The organism is Vibrio proteolyticus NBRC 13287, assembly GCF_000467125.1.
In the GTDB taxonomy this organism is placed as follows: Bacteria; Pseudomonadota; Gammaproteobacteria; order Enterobacterales; family Vibrionaceae; genus Vibrio; species Vibrio proteolyticus.
Genome location: NZ_BATJ01000002.1, coordinates 291,985 through 313,244 on the forward strand (window position 1 = coordinate 291,985; position 21,260 = coordinate 313,244).

Annotated in this window: 18 protein-coding genes; 15 read left to right on the plus strand and 3 right to left on the minus strand. The window is 48.9% G+C overall.

The window, feature by feature from the left end; all coding sequences use genetic code 11:
* Positions 1 to 38: 38 nt before the first annotated feature.
* The gene (locus VPR01S_RS03920; RefSeq protein WP_040902242.1) at positions 39 to 710 is read left to right on the plus strand and encodes a TRAP transporter small permease; all 672 of its coding nucleotides are present in this window, start codon (positions 39 to 41) and stop codon (positions 708 to 710) included.
* Between the two features lie 3 nt (positions 711 to 713).
* Entirely contained in the window at positions 714 to 2,075 is a 1,362-nt protein-coding gene (locus VPR01S_RS03925) for a TRAP transporter large permease (protein WP_021704005.1), read from the plus strand.
* Positions 2,076 to 2,407: 332 nt separating this feature from the next.
* Here VPR01S_RS03925 and VPR01S_RS03930 read toward each other — a convergent pair whose 3' ends face one another.
* Together VPR01S_RS03930 and VPR01S_RS03935 are read right to left on the minus strand one after the other, a co-directional pair.
* Positions 2,408 to 3,745, minus strand: coding sequence for a sigma-54-dependent transcriptional regulator (locus VPR01S_RS03930; protein WP_021704007.1), 1,338 nt, complete (start codon positions 3,743 to 3,745; stop codon positions 2,408 to 2,410).
* Positions 3,746 to 3,749: 4 nt separating this feature from the next.
* Positions 3,750 to 5,531 (minus strand): sensor histidine kinase, encoded by a 1,782-nt coding sequence (locus tag VPR01S_RS03935; protein WP_021704008.1) that lies wholly within the window; start codon positions 5,529 to 5,531, stop codon positions 3,750 to 3,752.
* A gap of 572 nt (positions 5,532 to 6,103) precedes the next feature.
* Here VPR01S_RS03935 and tig point away from each other — a divergent pair.
* The 13 genes from tig to pyrF all read left to right on the plus strand — a co-directional run bounded on the left by tig (position 6,104) and on the right by pyrF (position 20,421).
* Positions 6,104 to 7,405 carry a trigger factor gene (tig, locus tag VPR01S_RS03940; RefSeq protein ID WP_021704009.1) on the plus strand — a complete coding sequence of 434 codons (1,302 nt, stop codon included), beginning with the start codon at positions 6,104 to 6,106 and terminating at the stop codon, positions 7,403 to 7,405.
* A gap of 105 nt (positions 7,406 to 7,510) precedes the next feature.
* On the plus strand, positions 7,511 to 8,137 hold the full coding sequence (clpP, locus tag VPR01S_RS03945; RefSeq protein ID WP_021704010.1) for an ATP-dependent Clp endopeptidase proteolytic subunit ClpP: 627 nt from the start codon (positions 7,511 to 7,513) through the stop codon (positions 8,135 to 8,137).
* Positions 8,138 to 8,221: 84 nt separating this feature from the next.
* Positions 8,222 to 9,502, plus strand: a complete 1,281-nt coding sequence (gene clpX / locus VPR01S_RS03950) for an ATP-dependent protease ATP-binding subunit ClpX (RefSeq protein ID WP_021704011.1) — start codon at positions 8,222 to 8,224, stop codon at positions 9,500 to 9,502.
* 131 nt (positions 9,503 to 9,633) lie between these two features.
* Positions 9,634 to 11,985: an endopeptidase La gene (gene lon / locus VPR01S_RS03955; protein WP_021704012.1), complete on the plus strand. Its 2,352-nt coding sequence runs from the start codon at positions 9,634 to 9,636 to the stop codon at positions 11,983 to 11,985.
* Positions 11,986 to 12,171: 186 nt separating this feature from the next.
* Positions 12,172 to 12,450 carry an HU family DNA-binding protein gene (locus VPR01S_RS03960; protein ID WP_281169117.1) on the plus strand — a complete coding sequence of 93 codons (279 nt, stop codon included), beginning with the start codon at positions 12,172 to 12,174 and terminating at the stop codon, positions 12,448 to 12,450.
* Positions 12,451 to 12,604: 154 nt separating this feature from the next.
* Positions 12,605 to 14,458 (plus strand): peptidylprolyl isomerase, encoded by a 1,854-nt coding sequence (gene ppiD / locus VPR01S_RS03965; RefSeq protein ID WP_021704014.1) that lies wholly within the window; start codon positions 12,605 to 12,607, stop codon positions 14,456 to 14,458.
* A 156-nt stretch (positions 14,459 to 14,614) separates the two neighbouring features.
* Entirely contained in the window at positions 14,615 to 14,893 is a 279-nt protein-coding gene (locus VPR01S_RS03970; protein ID WP_156008646.1) for a ComEA family DNA-binding protein, read from the plus strand.
* A 153-nt stretch (positions 14,894 to 15,046) separates the two neighbouring features.
* Positions 15,047 to 15,727, plus strand: a complete 681-nt coding sequence (gene cmk, locus VPR01S_RS03975) for a (d)CMP kinase (RefSeq protein WP_021704016.1) — start codon at positions 15,047 to 15,049, stop codon at positions 15,725 to 15,727.
* 108 nt (positions 15,728 to 15,835) lie between these two features.
* Positions 15,836 to 17,506, plus strand: coding sequence for a 30S ribosomal protein S1 (gene rpsA, locus VPR01S_RS03980; protein WP_021704017.1), 1,671 nt, complete (start codon positions 15,836 to 15,838; stop codon positions 17,504 to 17,506).
* Between the two features lie 233 nt (positions 17,507 to 17,739).
* Complete coding sequence (ihfB, locus tag VPR01S_RS03985) at positions 17,740 to 18,024, plus strand: integration host factor subunit beta (RefSeq protein WP_021704018.1); 285 nt, start codon at positions 17,740 to 17,742, stop codon at positions 18,022 to 18,024.
* Between the two features lie 139 nt (positions 18,025 to 18,163).
* Entirely contained in the window at positions 18,164 to 18,448 is a 285-nt protein-coding gene (locus VPR01S_RS03990) for a LapA family protein (protein ID WP_021704019.1), read from the plus strand.
* Positions 18,449 to 18,467: 19 nt separating this feature from the next.
* A complete protein-coding gene (gene lapB, locus VPR01S_RS03995) occupies positions 18,468 to 19,637 on the plus strand; it encodes a lipopolysaccharide assembly protein LapB (protein WP_021704020.1) in 1,170 nt (389 codons plus the stop codon).
* A gap of 88 nt (positions 19,638 to 19,725) precedes the next feature.
* The gene (gene pyrF, locus VPR01S_RS04000) at positions 19,726 to 20,421 is read left to right on the plus strand and encodes an orotidine-5'-phosphate decarboxylase (protein ID WP_021704021.1); all 696 of its coding nucleotides are present in this window, start codon (positions 19,726 to 19,728) and stop codon (positions 20,419 to 20,421) included.
* 57 nt (positions 20,422 to 20,478) lie between these two features.
* Here the strand turns inward: pyrF and miaE are convergent, their stop codons facing one another.
* A complete protein-coding gene (gene miaE / locus VPR01S_RS04005) occupies positions 20,479 to 21,255 on the minus strand; it encodes a tRNA isopentenyl-2-thiomethyl-A-37 hydroxylase MiaE (protein ID WP_021704022.1) in 777 nt (258 codons plus the stop codon).
* Between the last annotated feature and the right edge of the window lie 5 nt (positions 21,256 to 21,260).

The window sequence follows — 21,260 nt, forward strand, 5'->3', positions numbered from 1 at the left end:
TCGGGAGCCATCTCTACCTGATTCGAGCGATGTATCACATGGAACAGTCATTTTTTGCGAAAGTCGGTCAGTTCACCGACAAGGTAGAAGAGACATTGATTGCCTTCTTCCTCGGCGCGATGACGATGCTGACATTCATTAACGTCATCATGCGTTATCTCTTTAACGACAATATTCTTTGGGCACTGGAGCTGACCGTGTTCATGTTTGCCTGGATGGTGCTGGTCGGGGCGTCTTATGGCGTCAAAAAGCACTTTCACATTGGGGTGGATGTGGTCATCAATCTGGCCCCAGAAGGGGGGCGTAAAGTACTGGCGCTATTAGCGGTAGGCTGCTGCCTGGTATTTTCTGTGCTGCTGCTGATTGGCTCGTGGAACTACTGGTATCCGTTTATTTCAGAACGTGCCTGGTATGAAACCGACGATATTCCCATGCCGGACATGTTTCAGTTTCTGGCTGACTGGTTGAATGAAGGTGAACGCTACGAAAAACTACCACGCTTTATTCCTTATATGGCATTGCCACTGGGTATGGCACTTTTAACTTTCCGTTTTGCTCAGTTGGCCGTCCAGATCATGACCGGTAAGCTGGATCGTTTGATCGCCGGGCATGAAGCAGAGGAAGAGCTGGAAGCGCTCAAAGAGGAGCTGGCTGAAGAGGCGGGCGACGTGATGACGCCAAAAAACAAACACGACAACAAGGAGAACTAAGTCATGGATATTTTGCTGTTATTTCTTCTTGTTATCGGCTTTATGCTGATTGGGGTGCCCATCGCGGTCTCACTGGGCTTGTCGAGCATCCTGTTTTTAATGTGGCATTCGGAAGCGTCTCTGGCTTCTGTGGCACAGACGCTGTTCAACGCGTTTGAAGGACACTATACCCTGCTGGCGATTCCGTTCTTTATTCTGGCATCGAGCTTTATGTCGACCGGTGGTGTGGCGAAGCGGATCATCCGTTTTGCGATTGCCATGGTGGGCTGGTTCCGTGGTGGTCTGGCCATGGCGTCCGTGGTGGCTTGTATGATGTTTGCGGCGCTGTCTGGCTCATCGCCCGCCACCGTGGTTGCCATTGGTAGTATCGTGATCGCCGGGATGATTAAAAACGGTTATTCCAAAGAGTTTGCCGCGGGTGTGATTTGTAATGCGGGGACCTTGGGGATCTTGATCCCGCCTTCCATCGTTATGGTGGTGTATGCGGCGGCAACGGATGTCTCGGTTGGCCGGATGTTTTTAGGCGGCGTCATCCCGGGACTGCTGGCCGGTGTCATGCTGATGATTGCTATTTACATAGCTGCCCGGGTGAAAAATCTGCCCAAGCAGCCGTTTGTTGGCTGGGGCGAGGCGTTAAAGGCGGCCAAAGATGCGAGCTGGGGCTTGCTGCTGGTAGTGATCATCTTGGGCGGTATTTACGGTGGTATTTTCACGCCGACAGAAGCGGCGGCCGTCGCAGCTGTCTACGCGTTCCTGATTGCCAACTTTGTGTACCGCGATATGGGGCCGTTTGCAGACAAGCAAAACCGCAAGCCGGCAGTGGTGAAAATCCTGCAAGCCTTTGTCCACAAGGACACCAAGCATACGCTGTTTGAAGCGGGCAAGCTGACCATTATGTTGTTGTTTATCATTGCCAACGCTTTGATTCTGAAACACGTTCTGACCGAAGAGCGTATTCCACAAATGATCACAGAGTCCATGTTGTCTGCGGGTCTGGGACCGATCACCTTCCTGATTGTTGTCAACGTCTTGCTGTTGATCGGCGGTCAGTTTATGGAGCCGTCTGGCTTGCTGATCATCGTGGCACCGTTGGTGTTCCCGATCGCGATTGCACTCGGTATCGATCCGATTCACCTTGGTATCATCATGGTGGTGAACATGGAAATCGGAATGATCACACCGCCTGTGGGATTAAACCTGTTTGTGACCGCCGGGGTAGCGAAAATGTCGATGATGAGTGTGGTGAAGGCGGCGTTGCCATGGGTGGCGGTGATGTTCCTGTTCCTGATCATCGTGACGTATGTGCCTTGGGTTTCAACCTGGTTACCGACTTCTCTGATGGGACCGGAAATCATCACTAAATAACATCAGGCAAAAAAACGAGGAGGGTTAAACCTCCTCGTTTATTTTTGTACCTGAGCCTGCGCGTGGGTCACGGGTGAATCTGCGCTCGTAAAATTGATACTTACGCTTGTTCCTCCGCCTGTCCTGGCCAGAACGTTGTTCGCAGCGATACACTCCGTCAATCAGCACCGTGTCGCTGATGTTCGGCACTTTTACTTTTTCGCCCATACGCATCCGAGAAACCCAATAACCTGCGCTTAGTATGGCTAAGCAGGCGATGGGTGTCACAGTACAAAGAGGTAAAATGTATCTTGTCTCAAAAATGAAATGCGTGGGTGTGCGGTTTTGTCTGGTTAGTTTTTGTACGCCTCTTTTTCGATTTGATACTTTTGCATTTTGTCGTAGAGCGTTTTTCGTGGGATGTTCAGTTTTTCCATCGTCTGTTTGATACTGCCACCACACTCGATCAGCGCGCGCTCAATTGCCGTTTTTTCAAATTCCGCGACCTGCTCTGCCAGGCTCGACGATGGTACTGAAGCAGGTACATCACCCAATTGCGTCAGTTTGCCTAAAAGTACGAATCGTTCGGCGGCGTTGCGCAGCTCACGGACATTACCCGGCCAGTCGTGACTGAGCAACTGCTGCAAATCATGCTCGGGCAAAGCATTGGCGGCCTTGCCGTATCGGGCGGCAGCAACCAGTAAAAAATGATGGAATAAGGCGGGAATATCATCTTTGCGTTCACGAAGTGGCGGCAAGTCGAGTGTGACGATGTTCAAGCGGTAATACAGATCCTGCCGGAACGTACCGTCTGCGGCGGCCTGTCTGAGATCAACCTTTGTCGCCGCAATGACGCGAATATTGAGTGGCAGCAGTATGTTAGAGCCGATGCGCTCAAAAACGCGCTCTTGCAACACGCGCAGCAGACGGATTTGTGCCTGCATTGGCATCGATTCAATTTCATCCAGAAACAGTGTGCCATTTTGCGCATGTTCAAATTTACCAATGCGCTGGGCATCCGCGCCAGTGAACGCCCCTTTTTCATGGCCAAACAGCTCACTTTCAATCAGGTTTTCCGGGACGGCGCCACAGTTGACGGCCACGAAGTTCTGTTCGCGTCGTGCACTCTGTTCATGTAAGGAGCGGGCAATCAGCTCTTTACCGGTGCCGGTTTCCCCGAACAACAGAATATCGGCATCGGTATCGGCGATCTGCGTGATGGTGTCACGCAGATCACGGATGCACTGGGTGTCGCCGATGATGCGTGGTCCCAGCGTCTGACTGGCTTTTAAGCTGCGCTTCAGCGCTTGGTTTTCTAGGGTTAGGTTGCGCTTATCGATGGCGCGCCGCACTGTTTCTACCAGCCGATCCGGTGAAAACGGTTTTTCGATGAAATCATACGCGCCGTTATGCATCGCGCTGACGGCCATGGAAATGTCGCCGTGACCGGTGATCAGAATCACTGGCACTTCCGGATCCTGATTGAGGACTGTTTGAAGCAGGTTTTCGCCCGACAAGCCCGGTAGGCAAATATCGGTCACGACCACTTTAGGCAGCGTATCGGCTTTGGCGGCCAGCAATGCCTCTTCGGCACTGGCAAAAAACTGCGCCTCAATCTCTTCCAGTTCGAAGCTTTGTGCGATGGCTTCGCGAATGTCATGTTCGTCATCAATGAAAAATACATCGTGCATTGATTCATCCTTGTATAGGCAGCGGCAGTTGAATGGTAAAGCGGGCTCCGTTTAATGGCGACCGAGAGACCGTGAGCTGACCGTTCATGGCTTTGATAATTTGTTGTGAAATCGACAGCCCTAAACCGAGGCCGTTCTTTTTCGTGGTATAAAACGGTTCAAACAGCTGATTTTGTTGTTCTTGACTCAGTCCGGGCCCGTTATCATCAATATGGATCAGAAGGCAGTCTGCGTGAACGTTGACCGAAAGGCGAATCAAACGTTGCGGCTGCTCTTCTAATGCCTGAACCGAGTTGGTCAGCAGATTAATCAAGACCTGTTCAAGCTGGATAGGGTTGATTTCCACTTCGACGAGATCGTCGCTGTTGATCTCCAGCGTAACCTGGTGAGCCTTAAGTTGTGCTTCCAGCAACTCGCGAGTGGACTGAATAACCGGATGCAGGCGGGTTACGACCCGTTCACTGCTGTCAGATTTGCGAGCGAATGATTTTAACTGCTCACTGATCTTAGCCATGCGCTCGGTCAGAGACGCGATCCGTGCCAGATTGTCATCCACCTTCGGGTAGTTTTCTTTGTTCAGGTAGCGTCGTCCATTGTCAGCAAAGCTGCGAATGGCTGCCAACGGGTTATTCAGTTCGTGGCTGATACTGGCTGACATCTGTCCCAGCACCGCGAGCTTAGCGGCTTGAATCAGTTCGGCCTGTGTCTGGCGCAGCGCTTCCTCAGTTCGGCTGCGTTCATCAATTTCTGCGTGCAGCTTGGCGGTGCGCTCCATCACCAGATACTCCAGCTTCTGTTTGGCTTCAGACTGAATCTGCTCCAATTGACGGTGTTTCAGTTGCCGGTTGTGGATCAGCAGCATAACCAGATAGATGATCGCAAACACCAGACTGAGAATCACCACAAAGCCGAGACTTTGCCAGAATAGCGTGATTTTGGGTGACAGAACTCGGATATTGAGTGACAGCTGGCTCAGGGGGCGTGATGAAACGATAAAGTCCCCCGCCAGTCCGCCGCGCCTTGGGTTTTTCAGTTCTGTCGGGGAATGACTCAGATCGCCATTCAGGCCAAGCGAACGGATGGGCGTATCCAGGTATTGGCGGCTGTTGGTGATCGTCGAGCGCTGGGCTTCAGATAACGTAATGAGGCTTTTGAACAGCCACTTCGGGTTACTGGACATGAAAACGACTTGATTGGGGTCGGTGGCAACGAAGGTGCTGTCTTTGCTTTCCCAGTTTTCTTCAATGGCGGACAAGTCCATTTTGACCACTACCACGCCAATAATTTCCGCAGCATACACCACAGGGTAAGAGTAGTAGTATCCCCGTTGTCCCGAAGTCGAACCCAAAGCGAAATACTGGCTACGAGTGCCCTGCATGGCGATATTGAAGTAGGGTCGCCAGGCGAAGTTACGTCCCAGAAAGGAGCGGTCGAGATTCCAGTTACTGGCTGCGATGGTGGTTCCGTTTGCGTCGAGCAGATAGCTATCTGAAGCTTGAATGACATCATTGACTTGTTCCAGATAACGGTTGGTCACTTCGATCTGAGCGGGGTTGTCCGGTTGCAACAATGCGTCGACCAGTTCTTTGTCTTTCGACAACAGCCGGGGTAAGTGAGCGTATTTGTCGAGCTTGGTGGCAATATGGCTGGCAAAACGATCCAGCTGAGCCTGATGTTCAACCAGCAGATTCTGGTAACTGTAGCGCCACACGAGTTGGGCGCCGCTGGTGGCCAGCAGGAGAAATACAACCAGCAATATCAGGCTGGCTCGTCGAATTCGCAGCATGACTTCCTTTCCTGAAACAACGAAATCCATTCAGCAGGCCTGGTGAATTGCTCGTGCAAGAATGACGCGAAATCAACCGCAGGCCCTTGGTATATAAGGTAAAGCGAATTGCGAATGAGGTGTTCAAAAAGATAGCGATTCTGCGGGGTAAAACAGGAGCGAGATCTCTTTTTAAGTTATTTAACGAAAAAAAGCCTCGATTCCCTTGAAAAAGCCATTATTGTCCCCATTTCAAACGAAGATTTTCAGCGTTTGTTCGATTTTAGGGCAAATGTGCGGGAATTTAGAACAATGGCGTAACGATATCAGGGATTAGCTCGACAGGCCTGTTTATGGTCGTTAGAATGCTGCGTCTAAAAATCGTTTTGTCCTGAGACTAATCGGAGATACCTTTTTCTCCTGGCAAGGCCGGCAGAAATAGAAAGATATCGCTGATTAGTCCGGCGTCAGCTCCGGCTGACACCGATTCTCAAGTTTAAATGAGTGCCAAGCGGCACTTGACAAGGATGCAGTTGGTGAGTCACCAACTCATACGCTCAGCCTGGCTGGGCCTGTTTTGAGGTTTATATATAATGCAAGTTACTGTTGAAACGCTAGAAGGCCTAGAGCGCCGTCTGAATATTACTGTTCCTGCTGCAAACATCGAAGATGCAGTGACAGCTGAACTACGCAACATCGCGAAAAACCGTCGTTTCGATGGTTTCCGCAAAGGCAAAGTGCCAATGAAAATGGTTGCGAAGATGTACGGCAAAGCAGTACGTCAAGACGTGATGGGTGAAGTTATGCAACGTCACTTCATCGAAGCGATCGTGAAAGAGAAAATCAACCCAGCTGGCGCTCCAACTTTCGCACCGGTAGAAAACGAAGAAGGTAAAGACCTGGTTTTCGCTGCGACTTTCGAAGTTTACCCAGAAGTGGAACTGAAAGGTCTGGAAAGCATCACGGTTGAAAAGCCAGTAACAGAAGTTAACGATGCAGACGTCGATGAGATGATCGAAACTCTGCGTAAGCAACAGGCAACTTGGAAAGAAGTTGACACAGCGGCTGAAGAAGGCTCTCGTGCAACGATCGATTTCGTTGGTTCTATCGACGGTGAAGAATTCGAAGGCGGTAAAGCTGAGAACTTCCCTCTGGAAATGGGCGCAGGTCGCATGATTCCAGGTTTTGAAGACGGTATCACAGGTAAAACTGCGGGTATGGAATTCGAAATCGACGTGACTTTCCCAGAAGATTACCACGCTGAAAACCTGAAAGGTAAAGCAGCGAAGTTCGCCATCAAAGTGAACAAAGTTGAAGCTCGCGAGCTTCCAGAACTGAACGATGAGTTCGTGTCTAAGTTCGGTGTTGCAGAAGGCGGCATTGACGCGCTTAAAGCTGAAGTTCGTAAGAACATGGAGCGCGAACTGAAGCAAGCTGTGAAGAACCGCATCAAAGAACAGGCTATCGACGGTCTGGTTAAAGAAAACGAAATCGACGTACCAGCAGCACTGATCGACCAGGAAATCAACGTCCTTCGTCAACAGGCAGCTCAGCGTTTCGGTGGCAACGTAGAAGCAGCAAACCAGCTTCCACGTGAGCTGTTCGAAGAGCAAGCAAAACGTCGCGTTGTTGTGGGTCTGCTTCTGGGTGAAGTGATCAAGTCTGAAGAGCTGAAAGCTGACGAAGACAAAGTGAAAGCACTGATCGAAGAGATGGCAACAGCGTACGAAGATCCATCAGAAGTGATCTCTTACTACGAACAGAACGAGCAAATGATGAACAACATGCGCAACGTTGCTCTGGAAGAGCAAGCAATTGACGCTATCATCGCTAAAGCACAGGTGACTGAAAAACAAGTTGGCTTTAACGAGCTGATGAACCAACCTGCTGCTTAATAGGCAATATCTTGCGTAGAAGGTTGACTATGAGTTAACTATTCTGCTAACAATGGTCCGTATGATATACATCATCCGGGCCATTTATTTTAGGGACATAAGAATATGAGCTACCAAGAAAAAAATGCAATGTCGCCAATTCTGGACGCACTGGTACCTATGGTGGTTGAACAGACTTCCCGCGGCGAGCGCTCTTACGATATCTATTCTCGTCTGCTGAAAGATCGCGTGATTTTCCTTACGGGTCAGGTAGAAGACCACATGGCTAACCTTGTCGTGGCTCAGCTGCTTTTCCTGGAGTCGGAGAATCCTGACAAAGATATCTTCCTGTACATCAACTCACCTGGTGGCAGTGTGACTGCAGGCATGTCTATCTACGACACCATGCAGTTCATCAAACCAAACGTCAGCACCCTGTGTATCGGTCAGGCCTGCTCAATGGGCGCGTTCTTGCTGGCTGGCGGTGCGCCAGGTAAACGTTATGTGCTGCCGAACTCGCGTGTTATGATTCACCAACCGCTGGGTGGCTTCCAGGGGCAGGCATCGGATATTCAGATCCATGCGCAAGAAATCCTGAGCATTAAACAGAAGCTGAATACGCTGCTGGCTGACCACACGGGTCAACCACTGGAAGTGATTGAGCGTGATACCGATCGTGATAACTTTATGTCAGCTCAGCAAGCGGTTGACTATGGTCTGGTTGACGCAGTGCTAACCCATCGTGGCGAGTAACACACAAGCGGCGATTGAGTAACGCAATTCGGCTTAATTTGATATACACTCAAACATTATGAGTAAAGGCTAAGAGGTTAGCGAATGACAGACAAAAGCAAAGAGAGCGGTAGTAGTAAACTGCTTTACTGTTCTTTCTGTGGCAAAAGCCAGCACGAAGTTCGCAAGCTAATCGCAGGCCCATCGGTTTACATTTGTGACGAGTGTGTCGATCTTTGTAACGACATTATTCGTGAAGAAATCAAAGATGTTCTGCCTAAGAAACAGTCGGAGGCGTTACCTACGCCAAAGCAGATTCGTGAACACCTTGATGATTATGTGATTGGCCAAGATTACGCGAAGAAAGTGCTCGCTGTTGCGGTATATAACCACTACAAGCGTTTACGTAACGGTGACACCACCAGTGAAGGGGTGGAACTGGGTAAAAGTAACATCCTGTTGATTGGTCCGACAGGTAGCGGTAAAACGCTGCTTGCAGAAACGCTGGCGCGTTTCCTGGATGTACCATTTACTATGGCGGACGCAACCACGCTGACTGAAGCGGGGTATGTGGGTGAAGATGTTGAAAACATCATCCAAAAGCTGCTGCAAAAATGCGATTACGATGTAGCAAAAGCTGAACGTGGCATTGTTTACATCGACGAAATCGATAAGATTTCCCGTAAAGCAGAAAATCCATCTATCACACGCGACGTTTCGGGTGAAGGTGTGCAGCAGGCGCTGCTGAAATTGATCGAAGGTACGGTTGCTTCTGTTCCTCCTCAGGGCGGGCGCAAACATCCTCAGCAGGAGTTCCTGCAAGTGGACACGTCCAAGATCCTGTTCATCTGTGGCGGCGCATTTGCCGGCTTGGATAAGGTGATTGAACAACGTGTTGCCAAAGGAACCGGTATCGGGTTTGGTGCGGAAGTGCGCTCGAAAGACGAAAGCAAAACTGTCGGTGAGCTGTTCACTCAGGTAGAACCTGAAGACCTGGTGAAATACGGTTTGATTCCTGAGTTCATCGGTCGTCTGCCAGTGACAACAACACTGACAGAGTTGGACGAAGACGCGCTAATCCAAATCCTGCGTGAACCAAAGAATGCACTGACGAAACAGTATGCTGCCTTGTTCGATCTGGAAGAGGTTGAGCTTGAGTTCCGTGAAGATGCGCTCAGTGCGATCGCGAAGAAAGCGATGGAGCGTAAAACGGGTGCTCGTGGTCTGCGTTCTATTCTGGAAAGCGTGCTGCTGGAAACCATGTACGAGCTACCGTCTTCTACTGACGTGAGCAAAGTCGTGATTGATGAATCGGTGATCAATGGCGAGTCTGAACCGCTGTTGATTTACACCAACTCAGACAACCAAGCTGCTGGCGCTGAGTAACAAAACAGCAAAATAAAACAGGAGGCAATTATTGCCTCCTTTTTTTTATTCTTTCATTGAATCCAACAAATTAGGCCCCATATACTGCATAACAGTCAGAGTTAAAACGTGATAGCGGAAGAGAGAATTATATGAACTTGGAACGTTCCGAGCGTATCGAGATCCCCGTGCTGCCACTGCGCGATGTGGTCGTTTACCCGCATATGGTTATTCCTTTGTTTGTTGGCCGTGAAAAATCAATCAGCTGCCTGGAAGCAGCGATGGATAACAACAAGCAAGTGTTACTGGTTGCACAAAAGCAGGCAGAAACCGATGAGCCAACAGTTGAGGACCTATTTGAAGTAGGGACAGTGGCGACCATTCTGCAGTTACTGAAACTGCCAGACGGTACTGTAAAAGTGCTGGTTGAAGGCCAGCAGCGTGCCAAGATCCACTCCATTACCCAAGACGATTTCTTTCTTGCCGATGCAGAATACCTGCAGACGCCTGAATTAGACGAGAAAGAACAAGAAGTCATCGTTCGTAGCGCAATCAATCAGTTTGAAGGTTTCATCAAACTGAACAAAAAGATTCCACCTGAGGTACTGACGTCGCTGAATGGCATCGATGAAGCGGCTCGCCTGGCAGACACTATTGCCGCTCATATGCCGCTGAAACTGAACGACAAGCAGCAAGTATTGGAAATTCTGGATGTGACTGAGCGTCTTGAATTTTTGATGGGGCAGATGGAGTCAGAAATCGACCTGCTGCAAGTCGAAAAGCGCATTCGCAGCCGCGTTAAAAAGCAGATGGAAAAATCTCAGCGCGAGTACTACCTCAACGAGCAGATGAAAGCCATCCAGAAAGAACTGGGTGAAATGGATGACGCGCCGGACGAGTTTGAAGCGCTGAAGCAAAAGATTGAAGAGGCAAAAATGCCTCAGGAAGCGCGCGAAAAAACTGAGCAGGAACTGCAAAAGCTGAAGATGATGTCCCCGATGTCAGCGGAGGCCACTGTGGTACGCAGCTACATCGATTGGATGGTCAGCGTGCCGTGGAATAAACGTTCTAAGGTGAAAAAGAATCTGGCGAAAGCGGAAGAGATCCTGAACGAAGACCACTACGGCCTGGAGCGCGTGAAAGAACGTATCCTTGAGTATCTCGCCGTGCAGAACCGGATCAACAAACTGAAAGGTCCAATTCTGTGCCTGGTAGGGCCTCCGGGGGTGGGTAAAACCTCATTAGGTCGTTCGATTGCAGCTGCTACTGGGCGCAAATATGTGCGCATGGCTCTGGGTGGGGTTCGTGATGAAGCGGAGATCCGTGGTCACCGCCGCACTTACATTGGTTCTCTGCCAGGTAAACTGATTCAGAAAATGTCCAAAGTAGGGGTTCGGAACCCGTTGTTCCTGCTGGATGAAATCGACAAGATGTCATCAGACATGCGTGGCGACCCGGCTTCGGCCTTACTTGAGGTACTGGATCCAGAACAGAACAACTCGTTCAACGACCATTATCTGGAAGTTGATTACGATCTGTCGGATGTGATGTTTGTTGCGACATCGAACTCAATGAACATTCCAGGGCCGCTGCTAGACCGTATGGAAGTGATTCGTCTGTCGGGGTATACCGAAGATGAAAAACTCAATATCGCTAAGCGTCACTTGGTTGAAAAGCAGGTGAAGCGCAACGGCCTGAAACCGCACGAAATTGAAATTGCTGATTCGGCGATCATCGGTATCATCCGTTACTACACCCGTGAAGCGGGCGTGCGTAACCTGGAGCGTGAAATCTCCAAGATCTGTCGCAAAGCGGTGAAGAATATTTTGCTGGACAACGACATCAAGTCGGTGACCGTCACGATGGACAACCTGAAAGATTATTTGGGTGTGCAACGTCATGACTACGGCAAAGCCGATGATATGAACCGTATTGGTCAGGTGATTGGTCTGGCATGGACGGAAGTTGGTGGCGATCTGCTGACGATTGAAACTCAGTCAATGCCGGGTAAAGGTAAGCTGACGCAAACCGGCTCCCTGGGTGATGTGATGCAGGAATCGATTCAGGCTGCAATGACAGTGGTTCGCTCTCGTGCTGATGCGCTGGGCATCAATAACGACTTCTATGAGAAGAAAGACATCCACGTGCACGTTCCGGAAGGGGCGACACCAAAAGACGGGCCAAGTGCGGGTATCGCCATGTGCACCGCTCTGGTCTCCAGCTTGACAGGCAACCCGGTCAAAGCGGACGTTGCGATGACAGGTGAGATCACATTGCGTGGTGAAGTGCTGCCTATCGGTGGTTTGAAAGAAAAACTGTTGGCAGCACACCGTGGTGGCATTAAGACGGTTCTGATTCCTAAGGATAACGAACGCGATCTGGAAGAAATTCCGGACAACGTGATTGCTGACCTGACCGTGATCCCTGTCCAGTGGATTGATGAAGTTCTCAAAGTTGCGCTAGAGCGAGACCCGTCAGGTGTCGAATTTAACGTTAAAAAATAGTGATGTGCAGCAAAAATAAGTAAAAGATTGCGCTGATAGGCCGAAAAAGGCTTGTCAGCGTTTTTTTTGGACGCTAACGTTACCAACATAGCTGGAAAGCCTTTTGGAACGGGGCCTCCGGCTAAATTTGAAACTTAATGGAACGAATATGCTACCCATAAAAATACTAAGGTAGCGCAAAGGGGAATCACAGTGAATAAAACACAATTAGTAGAAAAAATCGCTTCAAGTGCAGATATCTCAAAAGCATCAGCAGGCCGTGCGCTGGACGCATTCATTGATGCAGTAAGCGATACGCTGCAGACTGGCGATCAAGTGGCTCTGGTTGGCTTCGGTACTTTCAGTGTTCGCACTCGTGCTGCACGTACTGGTCGTAACCCAAAAACTGGTGAAGAAATCCAAATCGCAGAAGCTAAAGTACCTGGCTTCAAAGCAGGCAAAGCTCTGAAAGACGCTTGTAACTAAGCCTGATTTCGAAATTTGCGGCTAACTGCAAATTAATTCGAACCTTTTTAATTTATGCGCATCCTACTGATGCGCATTTCTTTTTCTGATATCATCGCGCTATTAAATTTTGACGTTGAAGTAGCAAACTTCATTTCTGGAGAGCAGATAGACTATGATGGAGCGATTACGCGAAGGCGTGAATAGCATCGCGGTAAAAATTATACTTGGACTAATCATCCTTTCCTTTGTTTTCGCGGGTGTAGGTAGCTACCTGGTCAGCGGTAGCAGTAATGCAGCAGCCAAAGTCGGCAGTACCGAAATTGGTCGCGGCGAGTTCGAGCAAGCTTATCAAAACGAGCGTAATCGTATGCAGGCTCAACTGGGTGATTACTTCTCAACCCTTTTATCTGATCCAGGTTATGTTCAGTCATTCCGTAAATCTGTACTGGATCGCATGATCAACGACGTTCTGTTGGAACAGCACGCAGAGTCGTTGGGTCTGCGCGTTAGCGACGATCAAGTCCGTCAGATGATCCTGGAAATGCCTCAGTTTCAGAGTGATGGTCAATTTGATCAGGAAATTTATCAGGCCGCATTGCGCCGCGCAGGTTTCTCGCCAGATAGCTTTGCTGAGTACCTGCGTCGTGATCTTGTCCGTAACCAGTTGCTAACGGCAATTCAGGGCAGTGATTTCTCTCTCAAAGGTGAAGTGGAAGCGCAGAGCAAATTGATCACTCAGACGCGTGATATTCGTAAACTGACACTGTCTTTGAGCGACTTTGCAGACAAAGTACAACTGACGGATGAAGAAATTCAGGAATATTACCAACAAAACCCTGAGCGTTTCACGCGTCCGGAACAGTACAAAATTGCCTACATCGAACTGTCAGCTCAACAAATGAAAGACAAGCTGAAGGTGTCAGATGAGGAAGCGCAGAGCTACTACAACGAGCATTTAGATAAATACTCTTCGCAGGCTCAGCGTAAAGTCAGTCATATTCTGATCAAAGACGAGAAAAAAGCCGACGCTGTTCTGGCTGAACTGAAAGGTGGTGCGGATTTCTCTGAGGTAGCAAAGGAAAAATCGGAAGATATCGGCAGTGCGGAATCTGGCGGCTCATTGGGGTGGATTGAACAAGGCGTCATGGATCCTGCATTTGAACTGGCGGCATTTGGTCTTAAGAATCCTGGTGATATGAGTGGCGTGGTCAAATCAGACTTTGGTTTCCACATCATCAAGCTGGATGATGTGAAAGACGCCGTCGCTAAACCATACTCGGAAGTCGCGGCATCAATAAAACAAGAGTTGAAAGATCAGATAGCGGTCAATGAATTCTATGACCTGCAGACCACGCTTGAGAAAGTGGCGTTTGAATCTTCCGATTCTTTGGATGATGCGGCGAAAGCGGTGGGTCAAACGGTTCACACCACGGACTTTATTTCTCAGCAAGACGCACCTGATGTACTGAAAAATCAGTCGGTAATGCAGGCAATCACGTCGCCTGAAGTGAAAGAAGACGGCATGAACTCTGAAGTCATCGAAGTGGCACCTGAACACGTTGTTGTGGTACGAGTCGACGACTCTCGTCCTGAAACGGTTCTGCCTTTGGAAGACGTAAAAGAGCAGGTCATAACCCAACTGTCTAAGGTGAAAGGCGAGCAACAAGCGCTTGAACTGGCTGAGCAGTTGGTGGCTGAGCTGAAAGACGGTAAGCAGGAGTTGTTGTCTCAGAACAATCTGGCGTTTGGTGAACTAGAGAAAATTGACCGCAGTTCGCCGCTGGCTAACACGGTTTATGCGATGGCCAAACCTCAGGACGGTAAGCCAGTGTATGCGCAGGCAAAAGAGATGAACGGTGACATTGCGGTTGTGCAGCTTGAGAAGGTTGAAGCGGACATTGATCCTCAGTACAACCAACAAATCGGTACTCAACTGACGCAGTTGAACTCGCAAAAAGATTTGTCGGGTGTGCTGAGTATCTTGCGCGCCAACACCGACATTGAGTACTACTCTGTGAGTCAGTAAGCAGTTTTCATGCAACTGACAATGAGACAAAGACGGGCTGCATTTGCAGCCCGTTTTATTTTTCCTTAGTCCGCAATGCGATGCGATACAGGATACTTTAGTTTGTGTCTTCGGTTAACAATCAAACGAGGAACTCTCATGTCAGTGAAAAAATGGATGGCAACAGCGTTATTTGCCTTGCTGTTGCCTGTTGCATCGGTGCAGGCCGCAGATTCGGCGGAAAAGTATGAAGGGATTGAAATTACGGTGAATGTAAACACCGCCAGTGCGGAAGAACTGGCGACGTTGCTCAGTGGTGTCGGTCTGAAGAAAGCACAGGCTATTGTCGACTACCGGGAACAAAATGGAGGCTTTGTGTCAGCCGAACAGTTGGCCGAAGTGAAAGGCATTGGCCCGGCTTTAGTGGAGAAAAATCGCGCACGCATTCAGCTGTAAAAGTATGGACACGGTCAAGTGTGACTCGTGTCCGTTAAAAAATGGGCTTTTGTCCGATCCCGGCTAGCACCTCTTAGGTAATCCCTTTATAATTCTGTGCCGTCAAAAACCAAGAGTTTTCTGACTTGGTTTAGAATCAAAATGGAGTAAGACATGTCCTCTCAAACACCGGTTATTACCGTTGATGGACCAAGTGGTGCTGGTAAAGGCACGCTTTGTATGCAGTTGGCTGATAAGCTGGGTTTTCACCTTCTTGATTCCGGGGCGATCTATCGGGTTCTCGCACTGGCAGCCATTCACCATGGCGTGGACACAGAATCAGAGGACGCGCTCGTACCCCTAGCGACACATCTGGATGTCCAGTTCATTGCCGAAGGAGATTTGGTCAGAGTGATTCTGGAAGGCGAGGACGTTTCCAGAGAGCTGCGCAAAGAAGAAACGGGGATGGCCGCGTCGAAAGTGGCAGCGTTGCCACGAGTGCGTGAAGCTTTGTTGCGTCGTCAACGCGCGTTTGCAGACGGCAAAGGTCTGGTGGCTGATGGCAGAGATATGGGGACCGTCGTCTTCCCGCAAGCTGAAGTCAAAATCTTTTTAGATGCCAGTGCCGAAGAGCGTGCCCAGCGCCGCCTGAAACAGTTGCAAGGCAAGGGCTTAGATGTTAGATTTGACGACCTTTTGAGCGAGATCCAAGAGCGTGACGATCGCGATCGTAACCGCCCGGTGGCGCCATTGCGCCCTGCAGAGGATGCGCTTTTGCTGGATTCTACTGCAATGAGTATCGACGAAGTGGTAGAAAAGGCACTAAACTATATCGAATCAAAGCTTGCTGAATAACGAGTTCATCAAGCTGAGAGCGTCGGTCGCATGGATGATGACTGGCGAAGTTAATAACCCCATGAGGTAGGATACCCGTGGACGTTTACTTTATTGAAGATTAATTAAATGACTGAATCTTTTGCTCAACTCTTTGAAGAGTTTCTAAACGAAACAGAATTCCAACAAGGCAGCATCGTTAAAGGTACTGTAGTAGCTATCGAGAACGGTTTCGTTCTTGTTGATGCTGGTCTTAAGTCTGAATCTGCTATCCCTGCTGAACAGTTCAAGAACGCTGCTGGCGAGCTTGAAGTTGAAGTTGGTGCTGAAGTAGACGTAGCTCTAGACGCTGTTGAAGATGGTTTCGGTGAAACTCAACTTTCTCGTGAGAAAGCTAAGCGTCACGAAGCTTGGATCGTTCTTGAGAAAGCTTACGAAGAAGCTGAAACTGTTGTTGGTATCATCAACGGTAAAGTTAAAGGCGGTTTCACTGTTGAACTAAACGGTATCCGTGCTTTCCTTCCTGGCTCTCTGGTAGACGTACGTCCAATCCGCGACACTGCTCACCTGGAAAACAAAGAGCTAGAGTTCAAAGTAATCAAGCTAGACCAGAAGCGTAACAACGTAGTTGTTTCTCGCCGCGCAGTTATCGAATCTGAAAACAGCGTTGAGCGTGATGAGCTGCTGGAAACTCTACAAGAAGGTAGCGAAGTTAAAGGTATCGTTAAGAACCTGACTGACTACGGTGCGTTCGTAGACCTAGGTGGTGTAGACGGTCTTCTGCACATCACTGACATGGCTTGGAAACGCGTTAAGCACCCATCAGAAATCGTTAACGTTGGTGATGAAATCACTGTTAAAGTTCTGAAGTTCGACCGTGAGCGTACTCGTGTATCTCTAGGTCTGAAACAACTGGGTGAAGATCCATGGGTAGCAATCGCTAAGCGTTACCCAGAAGGTCACAAACTGACTGGTCGCGTAACTAACCTGACTGACTACGGCTGCTTCGTTGAAATCGAAGAAGGCGTTGAAGGTCTGGTACACGTTTCTGAAATGGACTGGACTAACAAGAACATTCACCCATCTAAAGTTGTTAATGTAGGCGACGAAGTTGAGGTTATGGTTCTTGAAATCGACGAAGAACGTCGTCGTATTTCTCTAGGCCTGAAACAGTGTAAAGCTAACCCATGGCAGTCTTTCGCTGAAGCGCAAGCTAAAGGCGATAAAGTAACTGGTAAGATCAAGTCTATCACTGACTTCGGTATCTTCATCGGTCTTGACGGCGGCATCGACGGTCTGGTTCACCTGTCTGATATCTCTTGGAACGTTCCAGGTGAAGAAGCAGTACGTGAATACAAGAAAGGCGACGAAATCTCTGCAGTTGTTCTAGCTGTAGATGCAGAGCGTGAGCGCATTTCTCTGGGCGTTAAGCAAATGGAAAATGACCCATTCAACGCTTACGTTGCAGACAACAAGAAAGGCACTCTAGTTAACGGTACTGTTACAGCCGTTGACGCTAAAGGCGCTACTGTTGAGCTGGAAGAAGGCGTAGAAGGTTACATCCGCGCTTCTGAAGTTGCTCGTGACCGCGTAGAAGACGCATCTCTGATCCTGAGCGCTGGTGACAGTGTTGAAGCGAAGTTCACCGGTGTTGACCGTAAGAACCGCGTAATCAACTTGTCTATCAAAGCTAAAGACGAAGCTGAAGAGCAAGAAGCAATGGCATCTATCAACAAGCAAGATGAAGGTGCATTCGGTAACGCTATGGCTGACGCGTTCAAAGCTGCTAAAGGCGAATAATTCTCGTCTTATAAAAAAGGAGCCCATTGGGCTCCTTTTTTTTGTCCGTAAAAAGTGCAATTTGTCTTGCGTCGTTATAAGTCAACCTATCATCTGCCACAGGAACTTAGTCTATAGTTTATTTAACCGCTAAGTAGATGTGTGAATTTTCAGCTATAATCTAAGCAAGTGTTTGTTGGAACTGAAATTCCTGACTATAATGACTGAAAAATTGATGCGAGAAGAGGGGAACTATGACTAAGTCTGAACTGATTGAAAGGTTGTGCGCAGAGCAGACACATCTTTCGGCAAAAGAGGTTGAAGATGCTGTAAAAGACATTCTGGAGCATATGGCTACGACTCTGGAAAATGGCGATCGCATCGAGATCCGTGGTTTTGGCAGTTTCTCACTGCACTACCGTGAGCCTCGTGTTGGCCGTAACCCGAAAACCGGCGAAAAAGTGGAGCTGGAAGGTAAATACGTTCCTCACTTTAAACCAGGTAAAGAATTGCGCGAGCGTGTCAACTCAGACCTGTAATTCCCCGGCAGACTATAAAAAAGCGGCATACGTCTACGTATGCCGCTTTTTTATAAGCACATTATTAAGTATAACCATGGAGTGTTGGCGGGATTTACTGCATAATCAGACATGCCCAAATCCAATACGGTGAAGGAATATGAAAATTATAAAAATCATTGTTGTACTCCTACTATTTATTATTGCTCTCGCGCTAGGCTCTCAAAATCAGGAAGTCGTGACTTTCAATTATCTGGTCGCGCAGGGTGAATTCCATCTTTCAACCTTACTGGGTGTTGTCTTTGTCGTTGGTTTTGCGCTTGCAGGTGCTATTTTTGGCAGTATGCAGTTCAAAACTCAGTTACAGCTGAGAAAACTGAACAGACAGCTGAAAAAAACCAGTAAAGACAACGATACGTCGGTTGAAAACAAACCCCAAGCGTAAGTGAGTAGGTTGTTTATTAATGCTTGAAATACTGTTCTTGTTGCTGCCGATTGCCGCTGCCTACGGGTGGTATATGGGGAATCGCAGTGCTCAACAAGATAAGCAAAAACAATCCAATCAAATTTCTCGCCAGTATGTTACTGGTCTGAATTTGCTGCTGTCTGATCAATCGGATAAGGCAGTCGATCACTTTATCGAACTGCTCCAGGTTGATAACGAAACCATCGATACCCACCTGGCATTGGGGAATCTGTTCCGCTCTCGCGGGGAGGTTGACCGTGCCATCCGGATACACCAGAACTTAATTTCCCGCTCTGGGCTGACCGTTGATCAGAAGAACATCGCCCTTCAGCAGCTGGCCAAAGACTATATGGTGTCAGGTTTTCTGGATCGCGCAGAAAAAATCTTCGAACAATTAGTGGATGAACCGGATCATCGTGAAGCCGCTTTGCATCAATTAGTGGCCATTTATCAACAGACCAGAGAATGGACCAAAGCTATCCATTACGCGCACCTATTGGTCAAAATGGGTCGCAAGCGCATGCGAAGTACCATCGCGCATTTCTGGTGTGAACTGGCGATGATTGAAAAAGCGGACGGCAACAATGCCAAAGCAATCCAGAACTTCAAACGTGCCCTCACCGAAGATCCTAAATGTGTTCGGGCGAGTATCGCTCTGGGCAAGTTGTATCTGGAAAACGAAGATTACCAGAAAACCATCGACTACATGGAACAGGTGATCGATCAGGATATCGATTTTATCGGTGAGGTTTTACCGACGCTGGCGGAATGCTATCACCATATTGGTCAGGAAGATGGCTTAGTTGAGTTTCTGCGTCAGTGTATTGCCAACAAGGCTGGCGTCTCGGCTGAGCTGATGTTAGCTCAGCTAGTGGCTCAGCATGATGGGGTTGGCGCCGCTCAGGAGCTGCTGACAAGGCAACTGGTGAAGAACCCGACCATGAAAGGCTTCTACCGTCTGATGGACTACCATTTGGCGGAGGCCGAAGAGGGTCGTGCGAAAGAAAGTCTGAGTACATTGCAGAAGCTGGTTGGTGAGCAGTTGAAAGTCAAACCGCATTACCGCTGCCGTAAGTGTGGCTTCTCGACGCATTCGATGTACTGGCATTGTCCGTCTTGTAAAGGGTGGGGCAGTATCAAACCGATTCGTGGTTTGGACGGTGAATAGATTTGGAACGATTGGACATCCAATCACAAATGGCAGCGATGATCCCGCTGCCTTTTTTTAGGCTCAATAAAGAGAAATAGGAGATGAAATGATCGACCAGAAAGTTATCGTTGCACTGGATTATGACAATCAGGCTGATGCATTGGCATTCGTTGACCGAATCGATCCAAGCACTTGTCGTCTGAAGGTTGGCAAAGAGATGTTTACGTTGTTTGGTCCTGATTTCGTCCAAGAGCTGCACCGCAGAGGCTTTTCTGTGTTCCTGGACCTCAAGTTCCACGATATCCCGAACACGTGTTCTAAGGCTGTTCGCGCAGCGGCAGAATTGGGAGTATGGATGGTCAACGTGCATGCCAGCGGTGGCGAACGCATGATGACGGCGTCCAGAGAAATCCTTGAGCCTTATGGAAAAGACCGGCCTCTTTTGATTGGTGTGACGGTTCTGACCAGTATGGAGCAATCGGATCTAAGAGGGATTGGTTTGGATGTGGCACCCCAGGAGCAGGTTATGCGTCTGGCGACACTGACCAAAAACGCGGGTTTGGACGGGGTTGTATGCTCGGCGCAGGAATCCAGCATGCTGAAATCCTCTCTGGGTCAGACGTTTAAATTGGTGACGCCTGGTATTCGTCCTGCAGGTACAGAAGCTGCGGATCAGCGTAGAGTGATGACACCAGTGGAAGCCGTAGCGGCGGGTTCCGATTATTTGGTGATTGGTCGCCCGATCACTCAGGCTGCCAACCCGGCAGACGTACTGGCTCAAATCAACGCATCATTGGTTTGAGTTAGCACCACACAAAGGCCAGCGATATGCTGGCCTTTATCATGATGTTTTGATCACTCAGGCTGCTGTCGGCACACCACTGTGAAACTTAAAATCATCATCTTTGGACAAGATGAGCTGTGCTTCTATCTCACCAAAGAATGTCACTCGTTCACGGATGTCTTTTCCTGCAATTTCTTCGGCCAGCGTCAGATAATCCTGATAATGGCGTGCCTCTGAACGTAGCAATGACACGTAAAAGCGGCCAATGTCCTCATCCATATGCGGTGCGAGTTTGGCAAAGCGTTCACAAGATCGAGCCTCAATGTAGGCACCAATGATCAATTTATCGACCAGCGTTTGTGGTTCGTGTGTGGCCATGTGTGACAAGAGACCTTTCGCATAGCGACTGGCTGTCACTGGTTCATAAACGATACCGCGTTCTGCCATGATCTCAAGAACCTGATAAAAGTGATGCAGCTCTTCTTTGATCAACAGCACCATCTTATCAATCAGTTCCTGACTGTATGGCGAGTCTGACTTCGCCATGATGGTTTTGGATACAGTACTTTTGCCTTTCAACGTCGCCAAAGAACCACTTTTACGGTAAGCGAAATCCTCATAAGGCTTGAACCAGTCCAACAGCGTGTGAGCACTGGTTTTGTCCACTGCGTATTTGCGGATCAGGTACATGGCTGACTGACCGGCTTTTAACTCACACAAGAGGTGGTCGATCAGAACGGTTTTGAGGTTTTCTGCTTTTTTGGCTTCGTTCACCCAGGCATCGGGTGTTTCGCAATGCAGAAACTGAGAGATGGGGGCCAGTAAGTTCTGGATGGCTTGTGTATTTATCATAATTC

Bases quoted from the DNA above. Each gene is read 5' to 3' on its own strand.
- VPR01S_RS03920 (WP_040902242.1), top strand. From the start codon at position 39: ATGGAACAGTCATTTTTTGCGAAAGTCGGTCAGTTCACCGACAAGGTA.
- VPR01S_RS03925 (WP_021704005.1), top strand. From the start codon at position 714: ATGGATATTTTGCTGTTATTTCTTCTTGTTATCGGCTTTATGCTGATT.
- VPR01S_RS03930 (WP_021704007.1), bottom strand. From the start codon at position 3,745: ATGCACGATGTATTTTTCATTGATGACGAACATGACATTCGCGAAGCC.
- VPR01S_RS03935 (WP_021704008.1), bottom strand. From the start codon at position 5,531: ATGCTGCGAATTCGACGAGCCAGCCTGATATTGCTGGTTGTATTTCTC.
- tig (WP_021704009.1), top strand. From the start codon at position 6,104: ATGCAAGTTACTGTTGAAACGCTAGAAGGCCTAGAGCGCCGTCTGAAT.
- clpP (WP_021704010.1), top strand. From the start codon at position 7,511: ATGAGCTACCAAGAAAAAAATGCAATGTCGCCAATTCTGGACGCACTG.
- clpX (WP_021704011.1), top strand. From the start codon at position 8,222: ATGACAGACAAAAGCAAAGAGAGCGGTAGTAGTAAACTGCTTTACTGT.
- lon (WP_021704012.1), top strand. From the start codon at position 9,634: ATGAACTTGGAACGTTCCGAGCGTATCGAGATCCCCGTGCTGCCACTG.
- ppiD (WP_021704014.1), top strand. From the start codon at position 12,605: ATGATGGAGCGATTACGCGAAGGCGTGAATAGCATCGCGGTAAAAATT.
- VPR01S_RS03970 (WP_156008646.1), top strand. From the start codon at position 14,615: ATGGCAACAGCGTTATTTGCCTTGCTGTTGCCTGTTGCATCGGTGCAG.
- cmk (WP_021704016.1), top strand. From the start codon at position 15,047: ATGTCCTCTCAAACACCGGTTATTACCGTTGATGGACCAAGTGGTGCT.
- rpsA (WP_021704017.1), top strand. From the start codon at position 15,836: ATGACTGAATCTTTTGCTCAACTCTTTGAAGAGTTTCTAAACGAAACA.
- ihfB (WP_021704018.1), top strand. From the start codon at position 17,740: ATGACTAAGTCTGAACTGATTGAAAGGTTGTGCGCAGAGCAGACACAT.
- VPR01S_RS03990 (WP_021704019.1), top strand. From the start codon at position 18,164: ATGAAAATTATAAAAATCATTGTTGTACTCCTACTATTTATTATTGCT.
- lapB (WP_021704020.1), top strand. From the start codon at position 18,468: ATGCTTGAAATACTGTTCTTGTTGCTGCCGATTGCCGCTGCCTACGGG.
- pyrF (WP_021704021.1), top strand. From the start codon at position 19,726: ATGATCGACCAGAAAGTTATCGTTGCACTGGATTATGACAATCAGGCT.
- miaE (WP_021704022.1), bottom strand. From the start codon at position 21,255: ATGATAAATACACAAGCCATCCAGAACTTACTGGCCCCCATCTCTCAG.